At 28.9% G+C, this 19,234-nt stretch carries 20 protein-coding genes; all 20 read right to left on the reverse strand.

Features of this window, described 5'->3' with window-relative positions; translation table 11 throughout:
• Positions 1 to 73: 73 nt before the first annotated feature.
• The gene (locus tag ACZJV1_RS16310; protein WP_460286587.1) at positions 74 to 970 is read right to left on the reverse strand and encodes an RluA family pseudouridine synthase; all 897 of its coding nucleotides are present in this window, start codon (positions 968 to 970) and stop codon (positions 74 to 76) included.
• A gap of 45 nt (positions 971 to 1,015) precedes the next feature.
• Positions 1,016 to 2,365, reverse strand: coding sequence for an LCP family protein (locus ACZJV1_RS16315; RefSeq protein WP_460286586.1), 1,350 nt, complete (start codon positions 2,363 to 2,365; stop codon positions 1,016 to 1,018).
• 48 nt (positions 2,366 to 2,413) lie between these two features.
• Positions 2,414 to 2,980: a bis(5'-nucleosyl)-tetraphosphatase (symmetrical) YqeK gene (yqeK, locus tag ACZJV1_RS16320; RefSeq protein ID WP_460286585.1), complete on the reverse strand. Its 567-nt coding sequence runs from the start codon at positions 2,978 to 2,980 to the stop codon at positions 2,414 to 2,416.
• A gap of 34 nt (positions 2,981 to 3,014) precedes the next feature.
• Entirely contained in the window at positions 3,015 to 3,629 is a 615-nt protein-coding gene (gene nadD, locus ACZJV1_RS16325; RefSeq protein ID WP_460286584.1) for a nicotinate-nucleotide adenylyltransferase, read from the reverse strand.
• 13 nt (positions 3,630 to 3,642) lie between these two features.
• The gene (gene yhbY / locus ACZJV1_RS16330; protein ID WP_411168926.1) at positions 3,643 to 3,939 is read right to left on the reverse strand and encodes a ribosome assembly RNA-binding protein YhbY; all 297 of its coding nucleotides are present in this window, start codon (positions 3,937 to 3,939) and stop codon (positions 3,643 to 3,645) included.
• Between the two features lie 11 nt (positions 3,940 to 3,950).
• Positions 3,951 to 5,240 carry a GTPase ObgE gene (gene obgE / locus ACZJV1_RS16335; protein WP_460286583.1) on the reverse strand — a complete coding sequence of 430 codons (1,290 nt, stop codon included), beginning with the start codon at positions 5,238 to 5,240 and terminating at the stop codon, positions 3,951 to 3,953.
• 233 nt (positions 5,241 to 5,473) lie between these two features.
• Positions 5,474 to 5,773: a 50S ribosomal protein L27 gene (gene rpmA, locus ACZJV1_RS16340; protein WP_008676729.1), complete on the reverse strand. Its 300-nt coding sequence runs from the start codon at positions 5,771 to 5,773 to the stop codon at positions 5,474 to 5,476.
• A gap of 1 nt (position 5,774) precedes the next feature.
• The gene (locus ACZJV1_RS16345; RefSeq protein WP_463650823.1) at positions 5,775 to 6,149 is read right to left on the reverse strand and encodes a ribosomal-processing cysteine protease Prp; all 375 of its coding nucleotides are present in this window, start codon (positions 6,147 to 6,149) and stop codon (positions 5,775 to 5,777) included.
• A 5-nt stretch (positions 6,150 to 6,154) separates the two neighbouring features.
• A complete protein-coding gene (rplU, locus tag ACZJV1_RS16350) occupies positions 6,155 to 6,466 on the reverse strand; it encodes a 50S ribosomal protein L21 (RefSeq protein WP_322413093.1) in 312 nt (103 codons plus the stop codon).
• Between the two features lie 132 nt (positions 6,467 to 6,598).
• A complete protein-coding gene (locus tag ACZJV1_RS16355) occupies positions 6,599 to 8,047 on the reverse strand; it encodes a ribonuclease E/G (RefSeq protein WP_463650824.1) in 1,449 nt (482 codons plus the stop codon).
• Positions 8,048 to 8,060: 13 nt separating this feature from the next.
• A complete protein-coding gene (locus ACZJV1_RS16360; protein WP_460287049.1) occupies positions 8,061 to 8,762 on the reverse strand; it encodes a TIGR03936 family radical SAM-associated protein in 702 nt (233 codons plus the stop codon).
• Entirely contained in the window at positions 8,746 to 10,599 is a 1,854-nt protein-coding gene (locus tag ACZJV1_RS16365) for a TIGR03960 family B12-binding radical SAM protein (RefSeq protein ID WP_463650825.1), read from the reverse strand. The genes ACZJV1_RS16360 and ACZJV1_RS16365 overlap by 17 nt, the downstream gene beginning before the upstream one ends.
• A 155-nt stretch (positions 10,600 to 10,754) precedes the next feature.
• The gene (locus tag ACZJV1_RS16370; RefSeq protein WP_463650826.1) at positions 10,755 to 11,603 is read right to left on the reverse strand and encodes a site-2 protease family protein; all 849 of its coding nucleotides are present in this window, start codon (positions 11,601 to 11,603) and stop codon (positions 10,755 to 10,757) included.
• A 101-nt stretch (positions 11,604 to 11,704) separates the two neighbouring features.
• Complete coding sequence (locus ACZJV1_RS16375) at positions 11,705 to 12,196, reverse strand: peptidase M23 (RefSeq protein WP_460286579.1); 492 nt, start codon at positions 12,194 to 12,196, stop codon at positions 11,705 to 11,707.
• Between the two features lie 394 nt (positions 12,197 to 12,590).
• Complete coding sequence (rodA, locus tag ACZJV1_RS16380; RefSeq protein WP_460286578.1) at positions 12,591 to 13,718, reverse strand: rod shape-determining protein RodA; 1,128 nt, start codon at positions 13,716 to 13,718, stop codon at positions 12,591 to 12,593.
• A gap of 156 nt (positions 13,719 to 13,874) precedes the next feature.
• Positions 13,875 to 14,141 (reverse strand): cell division topological specificity factor MinE, encoded by a 267-nt coding sequence (minE, locus tag ACZJV1_RS16385; protein ID WP_411168932.1) that lies wholly within the window; start codon positions 14,139 to 14,141, stop codon positions 13,875 to 13,877.
• A 16-nt stretch (positions 14,142 to 14,157) separates the two neighbouring features.
• On the reverse strand, positions 14,158 to 14,952 hold the full coding sequence (gene minD / locus ACZJV1_RS16390) for a septum site-determining protein MinD (RefSeq protein ID WP_411168933.1): 795 nt from the start codon (positions 14,950 to 14,952) through the stop codon (positions 14,158 to 14,160).
• 17 nt (positions 14,953 to 14,969) lie between these two features.
• Positions 14,970 to 15,611, reverse strand: coding sequence for a septum site-determining protein MinC (minC, locus tag ACZJV1_RS16395; RefSeq protein WP_460286577.1), 642 nt, complete (start codon positions 15,609 to 15,611; stop codon positions 14,970 to 14,972).
• A 145-nt stretch (positions 15,612 to 15,756) separates the two neighbouring features.
• On the reverse strand, positions 15,757 to 18,741 hold the full coding sequence (locus tag ACZJV1_RS16400) for a penicillin-binding transpeptidase domain-containing protein (protein ID WP_460286576.1): 2,985 nt from the start codon (positions 18,739 to 18,741) through the stop codon (positions 15,757 to 15,759).
• The gene (gene mreD, locus ACZJV1_RS16405) at positions 18,738 to 19,229 is read right to left on the reverse strand and encodes a rod shape-determining protein MreD (RefSeq protein ID WP_460286575.1); all 492 of its coding nucleotides are present in this window, start codon (positions 19,227 to 19,229) and stop codon (positions 18,738 to 18,740) included. Before mreD ends, ACZJV1_RS16400 begins: the two co-directional genes overlap by 4 nt.
• Positions 19,230 to 19,234: the final 5 nt, after the last annotated feature.

Consider the following 19,234-nt stretch of genomic DNA (forward strand, 5'->3'; position numbering starts at 1 on the left):
AAAGGACTATAGAAGTTTTACTGTATGCAACAGCAAACTATATAAGTCCTTTTTTTATATACAATTATAAAATCTACTTTAAATATTCAATTATTTTTTTTATATCTTCTGGTAGCTTTGCTCTAAGACTTAACTCTTTTTTAGTTCTTGGAGACTTAAAATCTAATCCATATGCATGAAGAGCCTGCCTATTTATTATTTCTCCATCCGCTTCATTACCATATAAAGTATCTCCCCAAATAGGATGCCCTAATGAACTTAAATGAACTCTTATTTGATGAGTTCTACCTGTTTCTAATAAACATTCTACCAAATCTGAATCCTTAAATCTTTCAATAACCTTATAATGAGTTATGCTTCTTTGTCCTCTCTCATCAATAATCCTTCTTATAGTTCCTTCTTCTTCTGGTCTATAAATAGGTAAGTCTATAGTTCCTTCTTGATTTTCCATATGTCCATGTACTACTGCAAGGTATCTTTTTTCAACTTTATTTAAAGTCATTTCTTTGGATAGCTCCATATGAGCATATTGATTTTTAGCTATTATAATAAGTCCTGAAGTATCCATATCTAACCTACTAACTAATCTAACAATACATTTTTGATTACTTTCTTTAAAATAATACATTAATGCATTTGCTAAAGTTCCTGATTGATACCTTTTAGTTGGATGAACTACCATATTAGGGCTTTTATTTACAACTATAATGTCTTCATCTTCATATACAATGTCTATATCTATTTTTTCAGGATCTATATTTTGTGTTTCTTCTTTCGCTAAATCTATTAATACTTTTTCATTTGCCTTCAGCACATAATTCATTTTTACCGCTTTATTATTTACAAATATTCTTTTATCTATTGAAGCCCCTCTTATCAATCTAGAAGATAGGCCTAATTCTTCTTTTAAAAACTCTCTAATTTTTCTACCTTCGTATTCTTTTTCAACAATCTTATTTATAGTACTCATTTTTCCTCCTAGTAAAAAGGTAGAAAACCTTAAGTTTTCTACCTTTTAGTTTCCAAATAAGTTATAATCTTTACCTAATAATATTACAACATCATATTGCTTATGTTCTGCTTTACTTATTTTCTCAAACTTTTCTATATCTATATCACTTTTAAGTAAGTCTTTTAAGTCTTTATTATTGGTTTGTATTATACTTTTGTCTATACTTTCTTCAGTATTTCCTACTTCTATGTTAGTATATCCTAGTGAAAGTAGATGCTCTTTTGCAGTTGATGCTAATCCATCTATTTTAGTCCCATTTAACACTAAAACCTTTAGCTTATTTTTTTCTATTGAAGTTATATTTGGAGCTGATGAAGAACTTTCTGCATTCAATGCATCTATTAACTCTCTATTTAAATTTTTATCAGCAATTAAGAAGGATTCTCCATAAATATATTCTGCTTCTCCTTGAAGAGTTTTCATAATTATATCTTCTGGTTTTAATCTTATAATCTTCATACCAAGAGATACTAAATTCTTAGCTGGAATATTAGTCTCAACATTTTCACTTATAGCTTTTAAGATTTTTGGGGCTTTAAAAATTATACTTGGACTTAAAGCTTTATCTATAACCTTACTAATGAATTGTTGTTGGTTATTAATTCTACCTAAATCACCTTCTTCCCCTCCACTTCCATCATTGTTCTTTCTCCATCTAAAGAACTCTTCTGCTTTTTTGCCATCTAACTGAACAGTTTCTCCAGCTTTAAAGTTTATATGAAGGTTTTGTTCATCATCATCATAGAACATATCTTGTTGTATGTTCATTTCTATTCCACCTAAAGCATCTACTATACTTCTAAACGCATTATAATCTACTTCTACTATATAATTTAAATTTATACCCAATAGATTTTCGACATGTGATTTAACCTCTTCTTCTCCACCTAAAACATATGCAGTATTTATCTTCCAATACCTTCTATATTCACCACTATCTAATTTTGCATCTACTTCAATAAGAATATCCCTTGGTATAGAAACTATATGGACCTTTTTTGTATTAGGATTATAATTTAAAACCATTATAGTATCACTTCTTCTACCTGCTTTGTTTCCTTGATTATCTGCATCTCCTATATCCATACCTAAAATTAAAATATTTACAGGGTCTTTAGATGATGCTGGCGCTATGCCTGTTCCTAAATTATTAGTTTTTAATCCTGATAAAAATGTATAAATATATAAGGCAGTTCCTAATATAAAAGCTAATAGAATTGTTATTATTGCTGTAGCAATTCTTTTTCTTTTTAGCTTCTTTTTTCTAGCTTGTATTTTTTTTCTTTTTATTTGCTCTTCTTTAGAAGGTCTTCTTCTTTCCCTATTTTCCAGATCCTCTCTCCTATTACCCATCCTTTAATTCCTCTCTGATTCTTTTAATAGTTTAAATAGTATTTGGTATTACTTATTTATCAATAAATAATTTCTAGCTTTTACACTATTTATATCAATAGGAAACCCTTTATCTAATAAATATTTAATAGTATGAGTTAACCCTTGAAGAACTCCATTATCTAAATCATTAAAGCTTTCTTGTCTAATTAAATCTACCCCAGGAAAACTTCTACTTGGCTCTATCATATCTGCTATATAAATTATCTTATCCAATTTACTCATATCTTCTTTTCCTGTAGTATGCCATCTCATTGCACTTAGTATTTCTTCATCTTCTATTTTAAAAATTTCTTTTCCTAATATTGGTGAAACAATACTATGCCATAACTCAGGAGTTTTTTCCTCATCATAAGATAACTTTATGTTATTTCTATCTATAATATTCTTTAATTCATATATAGTCATATTCTTAGCTATATCGTGTGTCAAAGCTGATACTTCAGCTTTTTTTTTATCTACCATATTAATTTCTGCTAATTTAACAGCTGTCTCAACTACTCCTAAAACATGATTGTATCTACTTTCTCTTAAGTTCTTCTTAATATAGCTTTTCATTTCATCTATACTAATCATATATATTCTCCTTAAATATCTCTTTCAAACTCATCTATTTTATATAATCACAATAATTATATATATTATTTTCTATAATAAAATCTAAAACATCTTTAGGAATAAAGAAATCAATTCTTTTCCCTTCCTTTATTCTATATCTTATCATAGATGATGAAATCTCTAAGTCCATTATATCTAAAAAGTTAATAGTTGTGCTATATATTTTTTCTATTTTGTCTTTTTGAATTTTTAATAACTCTTTGTTATATCCAGCTCTATTAAATACTACAAGTTTAGAAAACTCTAATATTCTATCTGGATTTTTCCACTTTTCTATATCTATAAGGCAATCTGCACCAGTTATAAAATATATCTCATTATCTTTTGATTTAAGATACTCCAAAGTTTCATAAGTATAACTGTAACCTTCTTTTTTTATTTCATAATCACTTATTTCAAAATCCTCATAATTTTGTATAGCCTTTTCTACCATTTTATACCTTAAGGAAGCCTCTAAAATACCTTCTTTTCTTTTATGAGGTGGACTTCCTACTGGCATAAAAATCACTTTATCTAAATTTAATTGACACTTAGCTTCATATGCTATATAAATATGTGCTAAATGAATAGGGTTAAAGGTTCCTCCTATTATGCCAATTTTTTTCATATAATAAAACTCTTTATTTATTAGGTACTTCTATCTTTGGTTTTTTTGAGGATTTTTTATATAAAACTATTTTGCTTCCTATAGCTTGAATTCCTTCACAGCCAATTTTCTCACATATATAGTTTGATGCTTCTCTTGCTGCTAATCCACTATTTTCAAGCACCTTTATTTTAATAAGTTCTCTTGCTTCTAATGCTTCAGTTAATTGTTTTAAAAAAGCTTCCTCTATACCGTTTTTTCCTAACTGAAATATTGGATCTAAATTATTAGCAAGCCCTCTTAAATAAGCTCTTTGCTTTCCTGTTATCATTATTTTTCCTCCTATAAAATGTATTCAAACTCAAAATCGTTAAGTCTTACCATATCTCCATCTTCTATTCCCATTTCTCTTAGCTTATCAAATACGCCTTTGTTTCTTAATACTTTATGGAAATATCTTAATGAATCTGCATCATGAATATTTACTGAATCTAATAATCTATCTACAAATGATCCGTATACTACATATACTTTATTATTTTCTTCTCCATCTTCTATAGATACATCATATGTAAATCTTCTTTCTTCTTGTACAAATCTTTCTTCATCTGTTATTTCTAATTCCTTTATTGGAATTTCTAAAAGCATTCTTCCAGCTTCTTTAATCACTGCTTCAACATTCGATTTAGTAGCTGCAGACATTTTATAAACTTTATCAAAGCCTAACTCATTTACTTTCTTTTTGAAATCTTCAAAAACTTCTTCATCATAAAGCATATCAGCCTTATTTGCTACAACTATTTGTGGTCTATCCCAAAGCTTAACTGAATATTTCTTAAGTTCTTCATTTATCTTTACGAAATCTTCAAAGGCATCTCTACCTTCTATTCCTGATATATCTACTACATGTACTAGTAATCTGGTTCTTTCAATATGTCTTAAGAAATCTAAACCTAACCCTACACCTTCAGATGCACCTTCAATTATTCCAGGTATATCTGCCATTACAAAAGCATTCATACCTTCTGCTTTTACAACACCTAAATTTGGTTTTAATGTTGTAAAGTGATAGTTTGCTATCTTTGGTTTTGCTGCTGTTACTGTTGAAAGGAAAGTTGATTTTCCTACATTAGGGAATCCTACTAATCCAACATCTGCAAGTAACTTAAGTTCTAAAGTAATCCATCTTTCTTCACCTGGCATCCCTGGCTCCGCAAAGTGTGGAGCTTGCCTTGTTGGTGTACAGAATTTACAGTTTCCCTTTCCACCCTTTCCTCCTCTTGCAATTACAAAAGTATCATCTTTATGTGAAAGGTCTGCTATAATCTTATTAGTTTCAAAATCTCTAATTATTGTTCCCATAGGAACTTTAACTTTAAGATCATCTGCATCTCTACCATAACATTTTGATCCTTCACCTTTTCCACCGACTTCGGCTGTAAACTTCTTCTTATATTTAAAGTCTAAAAGTGTAGTTAAACCTGGATCTACCTCAAATATTACACTTCCACCTTTTCCTCCATCGCCTCCGTCTGGTCCTCCTAGTGGAACATATTTTTCTCTTCTAAATGATACACATCCGTTTCCTCCATTACCGGATTTAACGAATATTTTAGCCTTATCTATAAACATAAAATCACCTATCTTTCTAAAATTATTTATAATAATATAAATACATACTTATTTTATATTATTTCATTATTTTCAATGTTTATTATATCATAATGAAATAAATTTCTAATCCATTAAATAAATGGACAATTGACAGTGTACAATGGGCAAGGATTATTCATTGTCAATTGCCCATTTTCATTCTTACAAAATAAAGCACCCTAAATCAGGGTGCTTTTTTAGAAAAAATAATATTATTCTGCTATTTCTTCAACATTCACTGGGTAAATGCTAACTTTCTTTTTGTCTCTACCCATTCTTTCAAATCTAACGATTCCGTCTTCTTTAGCAAATAGAGTGTCATCTCCACCCTTACCAACATTAGTTCCTGGATGAATCTTTGTTCCTCTTTGTCTAACTAAAATGTTACCAGCTAAAACGAACTCCCCGTCAGCAGCTTTAACTCCTAATCTCTTTGATTCTGAATCTCTACCGTTCTTTGAGCTACCTACCCCTTTTTTGTGGGCAAATAATTGAAGGTTCATTATTAACATACTATTGCACCTCCTCTTCCAACAATCTTATATATTCACTGTATTTGTCATTTCCAAAACTTAATTTAAGAGATTGTATCAAGCTTTCTATACTTTTTTCAAATGTTAAAAGTAAAACTTGGCACTTCTCTATATCCTCGTTACTAAGATCTGATAAATTAATATGTAAAAATCCATCATTTATATCATACTTAACTTTAAGCTTTAATACTTCTTCAATTCCTATTAAGGAACTTTGAGATAGTACTGAAACAGAATTGCAAATTAAATCATATGCATCTCCTGATTTCTCTCTTTCAACTCTTGATAAAGCATGACCTTTTATCTTAAAACCAAGGCGTAAATCATCTTTTTTTAAAATTCTTATCTTAATCATAATAATTAAGCTTCGATTTTCTCAATTACTAATTTAGTGTATGGTTGTCTGTGTCCAGTCTTCTTTCTGTAGTCCTTCTTTGCCTTATACTTGAATACTGTGATCTTCTTAGCTTTGCCTTGAGCAACAACTTTAGCAACAACCTTAGCACCTTCTACAACTGGTGTACCAACTTTTAAAGCTTCACCGTTTGAAACAGCTAATACTTCTGTTAATTCAACTGTTGAGTCAACTTCAGCGTCAAGTTTTTCAACGAATATTACGTCTCCTTCTTGAACTCTGTATTGTTTTCCTCCTGTAGATAATACTGCGTACATTAAAAACACCTCCTCTTATTACGGTCTCGCCAACCGAGGTACAAAGCTCTAAACTTTGTTTAAATAAAAACCTCTTATGTGCGGTTTAACATTTGATATTGTATCATACTATTACATAGATTGTAAAGAAGTTTATTCATATTTTTCATAGCCATTTACTTTGAAATCTTTTATATTTTCTTTTTGACTATTAAATATTAAAGGCTCTATTTTATAACCTTCGATTCCATCTATAAAATTCATATAAATTTCCTTATTTAATGAATTGGTATTAGTTAAAAACGAAAAGATATCTCCTCTTACCATTTCCTCGTAATTTCTATCTAACTCTATATAAAATGAGTTAATTGAGTTTTCTTCTTCACATTTAATAATTTCATTTCTTATTAACTTTTCTATATAAGATAACTTTAGAACATAGCCTTCTTTATTGCATCTTTTACAGCCTTCTTCTAAATATTCGTATATTGACTTTCCTCTTCTTTTTCTTGCTATTTGAACAATATCTAATTCTGTAAGTGGAAAAATTTTTATATTTCCTTTATCTTTCTTTAAAGATTCTTTTAAAGCATCCATAACTAATGCTTTTTGAGAGAAATCTCTCATATCTATAAAGTCTATAACTATTATTCCAGCAAGATTTCTAAGCCTAATTTGTCTTCCTATTTCTCTTGCTGCTTCTATATTTGTTTCTAATATAATCTTATCAAAACTTCTACCTTTAATATTTTTAGATGAGTTTACATCTATTACATACATAGCTTCTGTTTTGTCAATTACTATATTTCCTCCACAATTTAAAGCTATCTTTTTGTGTCTTAACTTTAAAATTTCTTTTTCTATTCCATAATAATCAAATAAGCTTCTATTATTATTAAATTTTTCTATAATTATTTTATCATTATATTCTAATAAAGTTTTAACTTCATTTAAGTCTTCTTCATGGTTTATTATTATTTTACTTTCAGTACTTATATTTTCTCTTATTACTTTATTTAAAATGATATTTTCTCCGTAAACTTTTCCTAGCTTCAAACTGTATTTTAACTTCTTTGTAATTAATTTAATTTCTTCTAAAAGGTTCAATTTTTCTTCTAATAAATCCTCATAACTTGCATGTACTGCTTCTGTTCTTATGGTTATCCCATATCCATCTATATCATTAATAACCTTCTTGATTCTTTCTTTTTCTTCTATGCTATTTATTCTTTTAGAAAAATTTATTCCAGATTCACCTAATGTAAGTACCATAAATCTTCCTGGAATACTTATATTCTTACTTACTTTGGCACCTTTATTATTTATAGGCTCTTTTATTACTTCAACAAGTAACTCATCACCCTTTTTTATTCCCTCACTTTTTATTTCATTACTAAAATACATATAAGCTTCTTTGTCTAAGCCAATATCTATAAAAATAGAGTTAATAGCTGGAACTATATTCTTAACTCTTCCTTTATATATTTCACCAAACTTAGGACCTGATGAGTGCTCTTCTACAAAGCACTCACTTAAAACCCCATTATCTTTTATAGCAATTCTTAAAAGCGGTTCATCTCTTTCAATGAAAATCTCTCTCATAAGATACACTTCCCTAAATACATTTATATATTGGCATATACTTATTATTATCTAGAACATACATTTCTTCTCTTTTTATATCTACAAAAGCATCTTCTATTATTTCAGAAATATTACTTTTTATATATTCTGCTAATAAATCTGGAGATAGATGTTCCCTACTTCCTGATGATATTACTACATTTAAAATTAATTCATTATTACTTATCCAATGTTTCATATCTTTTATCATAGTCTTTAGATTTACTTCTCTTTCGCCTTTTTTACTCTTCTTTATAGTATTCCATTCAGACTTATTAATAAGTTCATCCATTTTACTTTCAACTTTATTAGAATCTGAGCAAAGCATTTTTATGGTAAATCTAGCTGCATCAACTAAAGCCATAGTTTGGGGTAATTTCTTTTCTCCCTCTTTATTTATTACTTTAATTGCAGTTAAAAACTTAATTCCTGCAGCCGTCTTAGTATTTAACATATCTATTATTTCTTTTTCTTCTAACTCTTCTACTAAAACTATATCCATATATTCAGCATCAGAATAAACTCCAACAGATAAAGGTTGTGCTATAGATAACGCCATATGGGGATTAAACCCCTTTGAATACTCCATTGGAAGATTAGCTCTTCTTATTACTCTTTGTATTGTTCTCATTAAGTCTAAATGAGATATAAATTTAATACTAGATTCCTTAGTAAATTTAATTACATAACGCACCTTCAAAACACTTCCCTTCTTTAAAGTTTACATTTACTCCACAACCTGTGCATCCTTTTCTACAGTTTTGTGTAAGCTCTGCTCTTTTTGCTTTTTCATTTTCTATCTCTAAATATTTTCTATTTACTCCAATATCTATAAAGTCCCATGGAAGTATTTCATCATAATTTCTATCTCTATATACATAGAAATCTTCATCTATATTGCATTCTTGCATTGCTTCCATCCATATATCATACTTAAAGTGCTCTGACCAACCATCAAACTTAGCACCCTTTTCAAAAGCCTTAATTAAAAGGTCACAAGTTCTTCTATCCCCTCTTGCAAAAACAGCTTCCATAAATGAAGTCTTTTGCTCATGATAGTTATAATGTATCGCTCTTGATTTTATTGCACCTTTTACTGCATCTATTTTATTCCAAACTTCATCTGGTCTAGCCATAGGAGCCCATTGGAATGGAGTAAATGGTTTTGGAACTAATATTGATGTACTTACATTAATCTTTAATCCTTTTTGTCTTTTTTCCTTTGGAATTCCATAATAAACATTTGCCATCTTTTCTGCAAGCTGACCTATTCCAGCTGCATCCTCTACTTCTTCATAAGGAAGCCCTAATATGAAATATAGCTTTATAGTACTCCAACCTGATTCAAAAGCACTTTTAGTTGCTTCTAGTATTCTCTCTTCTGTAAGTCCTTTATTTATAATATCCCTCATTCTTTGAGATCCAGCTTCTGGTGCAAAAGTTAATCCTGTTTTTCTAACCTTTTGTATTTCTTTTATTAAATCAACAGAAAAAGCATCTACTCTTATAGATGGAAGAGCTACCCCTATATTTTTAGCACTATGTTCTAAAATTAAATTGCTTACAAGATTCTGTATATCTGAATGATCACAAATACTTAATGATGCTAATGACACTTCTTGATATCCAGTTGCATCTATCATTTTTCTTGCTTGATCTAATAATGTATCAGTAGTTTTTTCTCTAACAGGTCTGTAAATCATACCAGCTTGACAGAATCTACATCCATTTGTACATCCTCTTGAAGTTTCTAAAACGACTCTATCATGTACTATTTCAGAGTATGGAACTATCATATCTAGTGGAAAATCTACTTTATCAAAATTATTAATTATTCTCTTTTTAATTTTAGCTGGAACATCATCATACTTAGGCTTAAATTCTTTTATTGTTCCATCACCGTTGTATGTAACATCATATAATGAAGGAACATATATGCCTTCTATCTTTGATATTTCTCTTAAAAATTCCTTTTTGCTTCCTTTACCCTTATATTTCTTGTAAACATCAAGAACATCATTCATCATTTCTTCGCCTTCTCCAATTTCGAAGAAATCTACTATATCATATAAAGGCTCTGGATTGTATGCACAAGGGCCTCCAGCCATAATTATTGATTCATCCTCTCCTCTTTCAGAAGCTCTTATTGTAATACCGGCCATATCTAGCATATTTAATATATTTGTATAACTCATTTCATATTGAAGCGTAAATCCTATCATATCAAACTCTGAAATAGGATCTTTAGTTTCTAATGTCATTAAAGGTATTTCATTTTTTCTAAGCTCTGCTTCCATATCTGGCCATGGTGCAAATACTCTTTCACAATACGTGTCTTTTCTTTCATTTATAGTATGATAAAGAATTCTCGTTCCTAAATGAGACATTCCTACTTCATATACATCAGGAAAACAAAATGCAAATCTTATATCAACATCTTTTGGGTTCTTAACTACTTGGTTTAATTCACCGCCAACATATCTTGATGGCTTTTCAACCTTATGTAAAATATGGTCTGTAATTTTCTTCATAATCTTTCCTCCTAAAAGTGAGAATTATCCATTAAAAAAGAAGTATATCTCTATACTTCCTTTATATCTTTTCTATTCTAGCATATATGCATCTAAAAAGTAAATCTATTACTCATTATATAAAGTTAATAAATCAATTCTATTAAATATATCAACTATTTCTTCTCTATATACTCTTCTAAAGTCATATTTCCATAAACCTTTAAAGCATCAATTAACTCATCTTCATTTAATATATAGATAAGTTTCATATCATCATCTAAAATATAAAATGTATTAAATTTGTTTCTATCAACTAAAGCTAATACATTAACGAGCCCCTGCTTGTAATATACTGATATGGATTTATTTTCTATATACTTGTTTTTTAAAAGTTTATTTCTTTTTTTAACTACGTTTCCCATAGTTATATACATTGTAGTGTGCTCTTCTATTCTAGTAATATAAACTATGATTATTGCACCTATAATCATACTAATATTTAGACTATGTAGAAATATATAAATAATCGTTGATATAATAATAAATAAGCTAGCTATTGAATAACTAATTATGCTAATTATTTTTTGTGCTTTCTTAAATAATATCTTTTTTGAAAGAAGTATTTCAAGTATTCTAGATCCATCTAGTGGGTATGCAGGCAATAAATTAAATATTGCTAAACCTATGTTTAAATTCATACTAGTTTCTATAAAATTAGAAGGATATTTAATACCTATAATGTAAAATAAAATTGAAATAAATATATTTAGCAATGCTCCTGCTAAATACACTAGCAATTTTTCTTTATCCTTTAAACTATCTATATCTGAAAGTTCTGCCCTTATCCCAAAAACATGGAATTCTATATTATAAAATTTACATCCAAATTTTAATGCAACTAATATATGTGCTAGTTCATGTAAAAATACCCAAATGAGTGCAAATATAAACATACTATTATAACTACATACTAATATTATTAACACTATTTCTGCAAATATTTTTCTAGTTTCTCTTTTCATTTATATCTCCCTAAAAATTGCTGTGTTCCTCTATTAATCACCTTCTATTTATAATATATTTTAATTATTAGACTAATTTATTGAGTTTCTATTCTTACATGTTAAGATTCTTCAACTGTTTTTTCTCCATCTTCCTTAAAGCTTGGAACTCCACTATCTAGTTTTTTAATTTCACTCATAACATCAGTGTATTTTTCTTCTATAACATCAACTACCTCTTTGTAGTTAATCCCCATCTTATCCATACTAAGCAATAAGCTCTCATATTTAAAATTTGTACTAATTGTAGTTTTACACATACTATAAAGCCTCTCTGCACTGCTATTAGGTATAGTTTTTAAAATAAAAACTAATAAAAACAATAAAAAAGTGCATATCAGTCTAATTATAAATTTATCTATATATCCCATGTTACCTTTTTTAGTATTTAATCCATAGCTCCCTCTTTGATAAGTAAAATTTTGTACATTTCTAACACTTGGATATATATCTTGTCTAGCGCTAATAGCTTTATTAGACTTACTTGTCTTGCTCTTAACTTTTTTTCTTATTCCTTCGTAGTATTCTTTATACTCTTCTCTGTACACCCCCATACACTTCACTCCTAACTCTTAATATTGTATTTATATTTTGGATACCGCCTATTTATGCTATCCTAATTTAAAATTTAGAATTTAAAATATAAGTAATAATTAAGATAAGATGTATTATTAAAATAAAAAAGTGGACATATATAAGTTTACTTATTCCGTTGCTCCGCTCCAAGTCAACGCAAAACTTACATATGTCCACTTCCAAACTGAAAGCAAGGAAAGTATTAAATAAATATACTTTTCTAAATCCAATTGTTAAAAGCCTTATATATTAACATTTTCAAAACTCTAAACTTTTATAACTTCCTAGCCACTAAAAAGAGAGCTATAAAAATTTTAAACTTAAAACTTTAAAGTGCTTTTTCTTCTACTCCAAATTCTAATTCTTAGCAACTTAGAAGTATATTTTCTTTCTTCTCATTCCTACATTTAAAACTAATCCTATTGACATTACTGTTGTAAGCAATGAAGTTCCTCCATAACTAAGAAGAGGTAATGTTATTCCTGTTATAGGCATAAGTCCTATAGTCATACCTATATTTTGCATTAGTGCAAATAGAAAATATGATACCATACCAACACATATAATTGAGCCAAAGGCATCTTTAGCAGTTCTTCCTATAGCTATCATCTTAGAAATTAAAAGTCCATATAGCAATAGTAAAAATGCTGATCCAGCTAGTCCCCATTGCTCTCCTATACTAGCAAATATAAAGTCTGTTTGTACCTCAGGTACATACTGAGCTGCATAGCCTACAGAATTGTCTTTAGTAGTAGATCCCTTTAATCCAAAAGTTCCACCATTTCCTATACTTATAAGTGATTGTCTTAGTTGATATCCAGATTGGGAAGTATCTGATTCGGGATTCAAAAATGATGTTAGTCTCTTTTTTTGATAATCTTGAATTAATCCAGAATTCCAAACAAGTATAACAACTAAAAATAACGACAATAAGCCTCCACCAATAATCTTTATATCTAGTCCAGCAATAAAAAATATTCCTACAACTATAAAGAATAAAACCATAGTCATCCCCATATCTGGTTGTATAACTATAAAAGTAGCTGGTACTATAGCATAAAAGGCCATAGTTAAAAAGTTTTTCCATTCATTTATAGTTCCATTCATTTCTTCTAAAGTCTTACCTAACATCATTATTGTAGCCATTTTGGCCAATTCAGATGGTTGAAAAGATAATGGTCCAAGTCTAATCCAACCTCTTGCTCCATTTATATCAGTTCCTATAAAAATAGTAACTATAAGCAAAAGTATAGAGCCCCAATAAAAAAGAGGAGTATATGACTTTAAGAATGTATAATCAATTGCTACGACAAAATATAATGCTACTAAACAAACCACAAACCAAATAGATTGCCTTTTTAAAAATAAGGTACCATATTCTGCTGCACTTGCTAAGTATATATTAACTATTCCAAATATCATTAATGCTATCATAGAAAATAGAATTACTTTATCTATCTCTTTTAATTTTTTAAAGTCTATCTTAAATTTTGATAACATATTTCACCTCCATCTTTCAACCTAAGATTTATTATATCTAAAAAACATATCTTTCTCTATACCAATTTAAATAAATAGCTAAAATTTAATAAAATATTAATTAAATTATCAAAAAAAGAAAAAGCATTTTCATACTTTTTCTTTAACTTTTCCTTTTTATGACTGCTTTATATTTTTTATAGGAATATTAGCTACTAAAGCTGGACTATTCCCTTCCATTCTCTCAGATTTACTTACAGCTATTTCAACATCTTCAGTATCTATTTCTATATATTTAGATAACACTTCTAGTATCTCTATTCTTATTTTTTCAAGGGTTTCATGAGGCAAATCACCTCTGTCATGTATTAATATTAACTTTAATCTATCTTTTGCAACCTCTTTAGGTGTTGGCTTATTTGAAAACTTCTTAAAAAATTCCACCTCTCATAACCCCCTATTAACGTTTAAATAATTTCTTTATTGATGCGAAAAATCCTTCTCCTTCTGGTTTTAAATCCAAAAGAGGAACTTCTTCACCAGTTAATCTTCTAGCTATATTTTTAAAAGCTTGTCCTGATAATGATTTATCATCAAGTACTATCGGTTCTCCCTTATTAGTTGAAACTGTTATGTTTTTATCATCTGGAACTACGCCCAATAATTCAACTGATAGAGTCTCTATTATATCAGAAATATCTAGCATATCTCCTCTTTGAGTCATTTCATAATTTAATCTATTTATTATTACTGAATGATCCTCTAGCCCTTTTGCATCTAATTTACCAATAACTCTATCCGCATCTCTTACTGATGTTATTTCAGGATTTACTACAACTACTGCTTTATCAGCACCAATAACTGAATTTTCAAATCCTTGTTCTATTCCAGCCGGACAATCTATTAGGATATAATCAAAATCTTCTTTCAACTCATTTATTAATTTTAACATATCTTGTGGTCTAATATCATCTTTATCCTTTGTTTGAGCTGTAGGTAGTAAACATAAGTTTTGATATCTCTTATCCTTTATTAAAGCCTGTTTAAGTCTACATCTATTTTCTATAACATCTGTTATTGTATAAACTATTCTATTTTCAAGTCCCATCAAAACATCTAAATTTCTAAGACCAGTATCCCCATCTACAACTACCACCCTTTTATTTAGTGCAGCTAAAGCAGTTCCAATGTTAGCTGTAGTTGTTGTTTTTCCAACTCCGCCCTTACCTGATGTAATAACTATAGAAATTCCCATTTTTTCTCCCTCCAACGCTATATATATTTCTTTGGTAAATATGGCTCTACCACGATTATATCTTCTTTAATTTTTGCTAATTCTGGATATGATGGTTTAACACCATCATCTGGCGCTATAGTAACTATCTCAGCTATTTGAAGTATTTCTGGTTGAAGATTAAAAGCTGAAATTATAGCTTTTTTATTACCACCTACTCCAGCATGCACTTGACCTCTAATTGTTCCTAAAACAACTATGTTTCCACCTGCATAGACCTCAGCTCCATTATTTATATCACCTATTATAACAATATTTCCATGATACCTTACTAATTGTCCACCTCTTATTGTTTTCTTTATAAATTTAGTTTTCCCTTCATATACGCCATTAAAAATTTTACTTTCTTTTTGCTCTTCTTGTTTTATTTCTTCAAATATACATTCTTTTATTTGTATCTTTTCAAATAAAATATCTTTTAATTTACATATATCATATTCATTCAAATTCTTTAAATTAGCAGTAATTTTAAGAGATGCTCCTTTGTAAAATCCTTTTCCTGCTGTTAACTTATCTAATAACACTCCCAGCATATCATCAAAGTTGCTAAATCTCTCCATATTAATAGTTGCATTGATACCTTCTTTTGTACCTTTTATCTGAATTCTATCGTCATTCATTGGCTACCCTCCACCAATAATCAAAGATTCAATAATTATAAACTTTGTTACACATTTATAATTATACAATTACATTATATCATTTAACAACAATAATTTACATAATTTATAGTAAAATAAAAAAAACCATGTGAAAACATGGTTTTTATTGGTTATTTGTATTTGAACTACTATTATTTGTTGTTCCATTATCTAACTTTATACTATCATTTTTATTATCTTTTAATGGAGATTCCATAACATACTTTCTAAAAGATTGTGATTTAGAAGCATATGATGGATCCATTTTTAATAATTCTTCTTTAAAAAATGCTTCATATATAGCTTTGTGTATTGTTGCTCCTTCACTACCTCTTTTCCCATCATAAATAGTAGAGAATATAGCTATCTTAGGATCATCTAAAGGTGCCATACTTATATAATTACCATAAGCTGATCTTCCTTGAATAACGTATTGCTCATCTGTACTAAAGTCAGCTGTACCTGTTTTTCCTCCAACCTTAATTGGAAAATTAGCGAAAGATGTATAAGCAGTACCATTATGCGGGTTTGTATTAACTCTATACATACCATCCTTTATTGCTTGAAGATATTCTTGTGGTATATCTAACTTATCTACAACTTCAGGTTTATATTCCTTTATAACTTCACCTGTTGGTGATGTTATCTTATCAACAATACTTACATTATATCTTGTTCCTCCACTTGCTAAAGTTGCAACATAATTTGCAATCTGTACAGGAGTAAATGAATTCATTCCTTGTCCAATAGCGCTAGATATTATTTGTCCTGGTGTTTTTATTTCTGATGTTAAATTATCTAAAACATAATATGATATAGCATCAGAAATTACTTCTGCCTCTTCATCTAAATCTACTTTTCTTTTTAGTGAAGTTTCAGCTACCTTGGCTTTATACTCTTCTGATAAATCCATTATTTTCTTTAAATGTGGAATTAGACTCTCTGCATATGACGTTTTATCATAAATCTCTTCATCTGTTCCAACCTTTTCTAACGCAGCTTTCATTTGATTCTTAAGAGCTGTCTTTGCCTCTTTTAGTTCATCACTATCCGCTTCATTAGCTTCTATATTTAATGGAATAAATGAATATGAATAATAACTTCCTTTTTGTAAAGCTTCTACTATTTCGTACATTGGTCTATTTACTATTTTATCTTTCCATGATTTAAAGTTATATACTTGACCGAAGTTTTCTTCAATTTGAATTCCTGTTGATAAACTTTTAGTATCTTGCTCTGCAGGGTCAACTCCAAAGCCAAATTTCCATGCATACTTAGCTAATGTATCTAATGCTTCTAGATTTCCTCCACTAACATCTCCGCCACTATTTTTATATAATCTATATCCTAGTTCATAAAAATAATAGTTTGATGATAATTCTAAGGCTGTTCTTAAATCAGTTGGCCCATTAGCTACACCTTCAAAGTTCTTTAATGTCATACCTTTTAGCTCTTCTTTACTCCAAGTACCACTTGTATCGTTCATTACTTCTCCAGGCTTAACTACCCCTTCCATTAGACCGGCTACTGCTGTAAGCGGTTTGAATGTTGATCCTGGAGGTAATAGACCTTGAGTAGCATAATTGAAGAAACTCTTCGGATAAACATCTATTCCATCTTTCCTTTTTCCTGTGTTCTCATCCACAGGAAATAACTCGTCTACATTTCCTGTAGCCCCAGTTCTTTTCATATATTCCTTAGCAAAACTTTCTATATCAGGACTAAAATATTGCTTAGATAAATCTTCTGTTAGCCTTCCTGGTATTGAAAATGTATTAGGATCATAATCGGGATAACTAACCATGGCAATTACTCTTCCAGTATTAACTTCTATTGCTACAACAGCACCTCTAGTTGCATTTGGTGCAAGAGTTCCTTTAATACGTTCCATTGTATCTTTCATAGCTTGCTCAGCTGCATATTGAACATCTTTGTTTATTGTTAAATGAACATTGTTTCCAGGATAAGAGTCTAACTTAAATAACTCTTCTGTTACTCTTCCTTTTGAGTTAACTTTAACAGTTGTCCCTCCTTTAGTGCCTTTTAATTGGTCTTCAAAGGAGGATTCTATTCCTGCTACCCCTATTAAATCTGATGATACATCATATCCTCTCAATTCATAATTTGCCTCTTTTGATCCATCAATAGAGGATAAATATCCTATTGAACTAGAAGCAAGATTATTATATGGATAGTATCTAATTGGTTCTTCTCTAACATCTATTCCTGGTAAATCATTTAATTTTTGATAAATTACAAAAGCTGTATCCTTCTTTATATTAGATGCAATGGTAACTGCTCTGTAGCCTTTAAAACTTTGCATTTTTATTGCATCTTTAACTACCATATAATTTCTTATATCATTTATTGAATATGTCTTTAAGAGTTCATCTAGTATTTCTTTTCCAGATATATCTTTGTAAGCTTTCATTTTATCATCATATGCTTCGACTCTTGATTTGAAGGCTTTATCAGTTTCACCTTCCTCTTGAACAGGCGCTGGATTTATAAGTTCTTGCATATTATATACTTTAACTAATTGATAAAAAGTTTCTTCTGGAGATAATTTTAAAAGTTCACTATCTATCTTTGAGATTTCATCATCAGTAAAATCAGATTTTTTATCTGGAAACTCTTCTTTTTCTATTATCTCATTTAAACCTCTATCTCTTTTAAATCTTACTTCAACTATTTTTTTAGTTTCTATATCATCAGTTTTAAAATCAAAATAAAACTTTCCACTACTATCTAATTTAAGCATTAAATCATCTTTAAACTTTTCTCCATTTTCGGACAAAATTTTAAAAACCTTATTCATTGTCTCATAAAAATTTTCTTTTTCATCGCTTGGCTTAGTATAAGTTAGTGTAAATGTTTGAATATTAGTTGCTAGAACATTTCCATTACTATCGTATATCTTACCTCTAGGTGCATTCTCTGCTATAAACCTAGTTGAACTAATATCAGCTTTTTCCTTATAGTCTTCATGCTTATAAACCTGAATATATAAAAGCTTTGACATTATTACAGTAAAAAGTGATAGCATTATAATATTTAAAACTGTATATCTTGAAATCTTTTTTTTCTTTTTCGGCTTATTTACTATCATTTAAACCTCCATGATCTATTTTTATATTTTATATCATAAAGCTTTAAAACAAAATTATACCCTAAAAACATTACTACTGCACTGTATAAAGCAGTAATCATTCCTACTTTGATATTTATTGTTCTTCCAACAAGCTTAAATATTACAAATATAGCTAATACCTTTATTATATATAAGAATATAACTGATATTACTGGTATAAATCTTTTTTCTCTATATATATTTTCTCCTATAAAAGCTGCAATTAAGCAAATGAGCATATTTACAAAAGCGTTTATTCCTAATCCATTATAAAAAAATACGTCCTGCATTAAACCTGTAGTTACACCTATAAATATCGCCTCTGATTTTCCATTTATTATAGAATAAGCTATTGCGAAAGTAAAAAGTAAACTTGGAAATGCCCCTTTTATAGCAAAAAATGGCATAAGAGAATTATCGAGTATTAAAAGTGCTAATGAAATTAAAATTAAAACCCATTTTTTCATATACT

The organism is Clostridium sp. LS3, from assembly GCF_055330225.1.

Bases quoted from the DNA above. Each gene is read 5' to 3' on its own strand.
- yqeK (WP_460286585.1), bottom strand. From the start codon at position 2,980: ATGATTAGTATAGATGAAATGAAAAGCTATATTAAGAAGAACTTAAGA.
- nadD (WP_460286584.1), bottom strand. From the start codon at position 3,629: ATGAAAAAAATTGGCATAATAGGAGGAACCTTTAACCCTATTCATTTA.
- ACZJV1_RS16370 (WP_463650826.1), bottom strand. From the start codon at position 11,603: ATGAAAAGAGAAACTAGAAAAATATTTGCAGAAATAGTGTTAATAATA.
- ACZJV1_RS16310 (WP_460286587.1), bottom strand. From the start codon at position 970: ATGAGTACTATAAATAAGATTGTTGAAAAAGAATACGAAGGTAGAAAA.
- ACZJV1_RS16345 (WP_463650823.1), bottom strand. From the start codon at position 6,149: ATGATTAAGATAAGAATTTTAAAAAAAGATGATTTACGCCTTGGTTTT.
- minD (WP_411168933.1), bottom strand. From the start codon at position 14,952: ATGGGAATTTCTATAGTTATTACATCAGGTAAGGGCGGAGTTGGAAAA.
- ACZJV1_RS16400 (WP_460286576.1), bottom strand. From the start codon at position 18,741: ATGATAGTAAATAAGCCGAAAAAGAAAAAAAAGATTTCAAGATATACA.
- ACZJV1_RS16375 (WP_460286579.1), bottom strand. From the start codon at position 12,196: ATGGGGGTGTACAGAGAAGAGTATAAAGAATACTACGAAGGAATAAGA.
- rpmA (WP_008676729.1), bottom strand. From the start codon at position 5,773: ATGTTAATAATGAACCTTCAATTATTTGCCCACAAAAAAGGGGTAGGT.
- yhbY (WP_411168926.1), bottom strand. From the start codon at position 3,939: ATGATAACAGGAAAGCAAAGAGCTTATTTAAGAGGGCTTGCTAATAAT.
- mreD (WP_460286575.1), bottom strand. From the start codon at position 19,229: ATGAAAAAATGGGTTTTAATTTTAATTTCATTAGCACTTTTAATACTC.
- rodA (WP_460286578.1), bottom strand. From the start codon at position 13,718: ATGTTATCAAAATTTAAGATAGACTTTAAAAAATTAAAAGAGATAGAT.
- ACZJV1_RS16315 (WP_460286586.1), bottom strand. From the start codon at position 2,365: ATGGGTAATAGGAGAGAGGATCTGGAAAATAGGGAAAGAAGAAGACCT.
- rplU (WP_322413093.1), bottom strand. From the start codon at position 6,466: ATGTACGCAGTATTATCTACAGGAGGAAAACAATACAGAGTTCAAGAA.
- obgE (WP_460286583.1), bottom strand. From the start codon at position 5,240: ATGTTTATAGATAAGGCTAAAATATTCGTTAAATCCGGTAATGGAGGA.
- minC (WP_460286577.1), bottom strand. From the start codon at position 15,611: ATGAATGACGATAGAATTCAGATAAAAGGTACAAAAGAAGGTATCAAT.
- ACZJV1_RS16365 (WP_463650825.1), bottom strand. From the start codon at position 10,599: ATGAAGAAAATTACAGACCATATTTTACATAAGGTTGAAAAGCCATCA.
- ACZJV1_RS16355 (WP_463650824.1), bottom strand. From the start codon at position 8,047: ATGAGAGAGATTTTCATTGAAAGAGATGAACCGCTTTTAAGAATTGCT.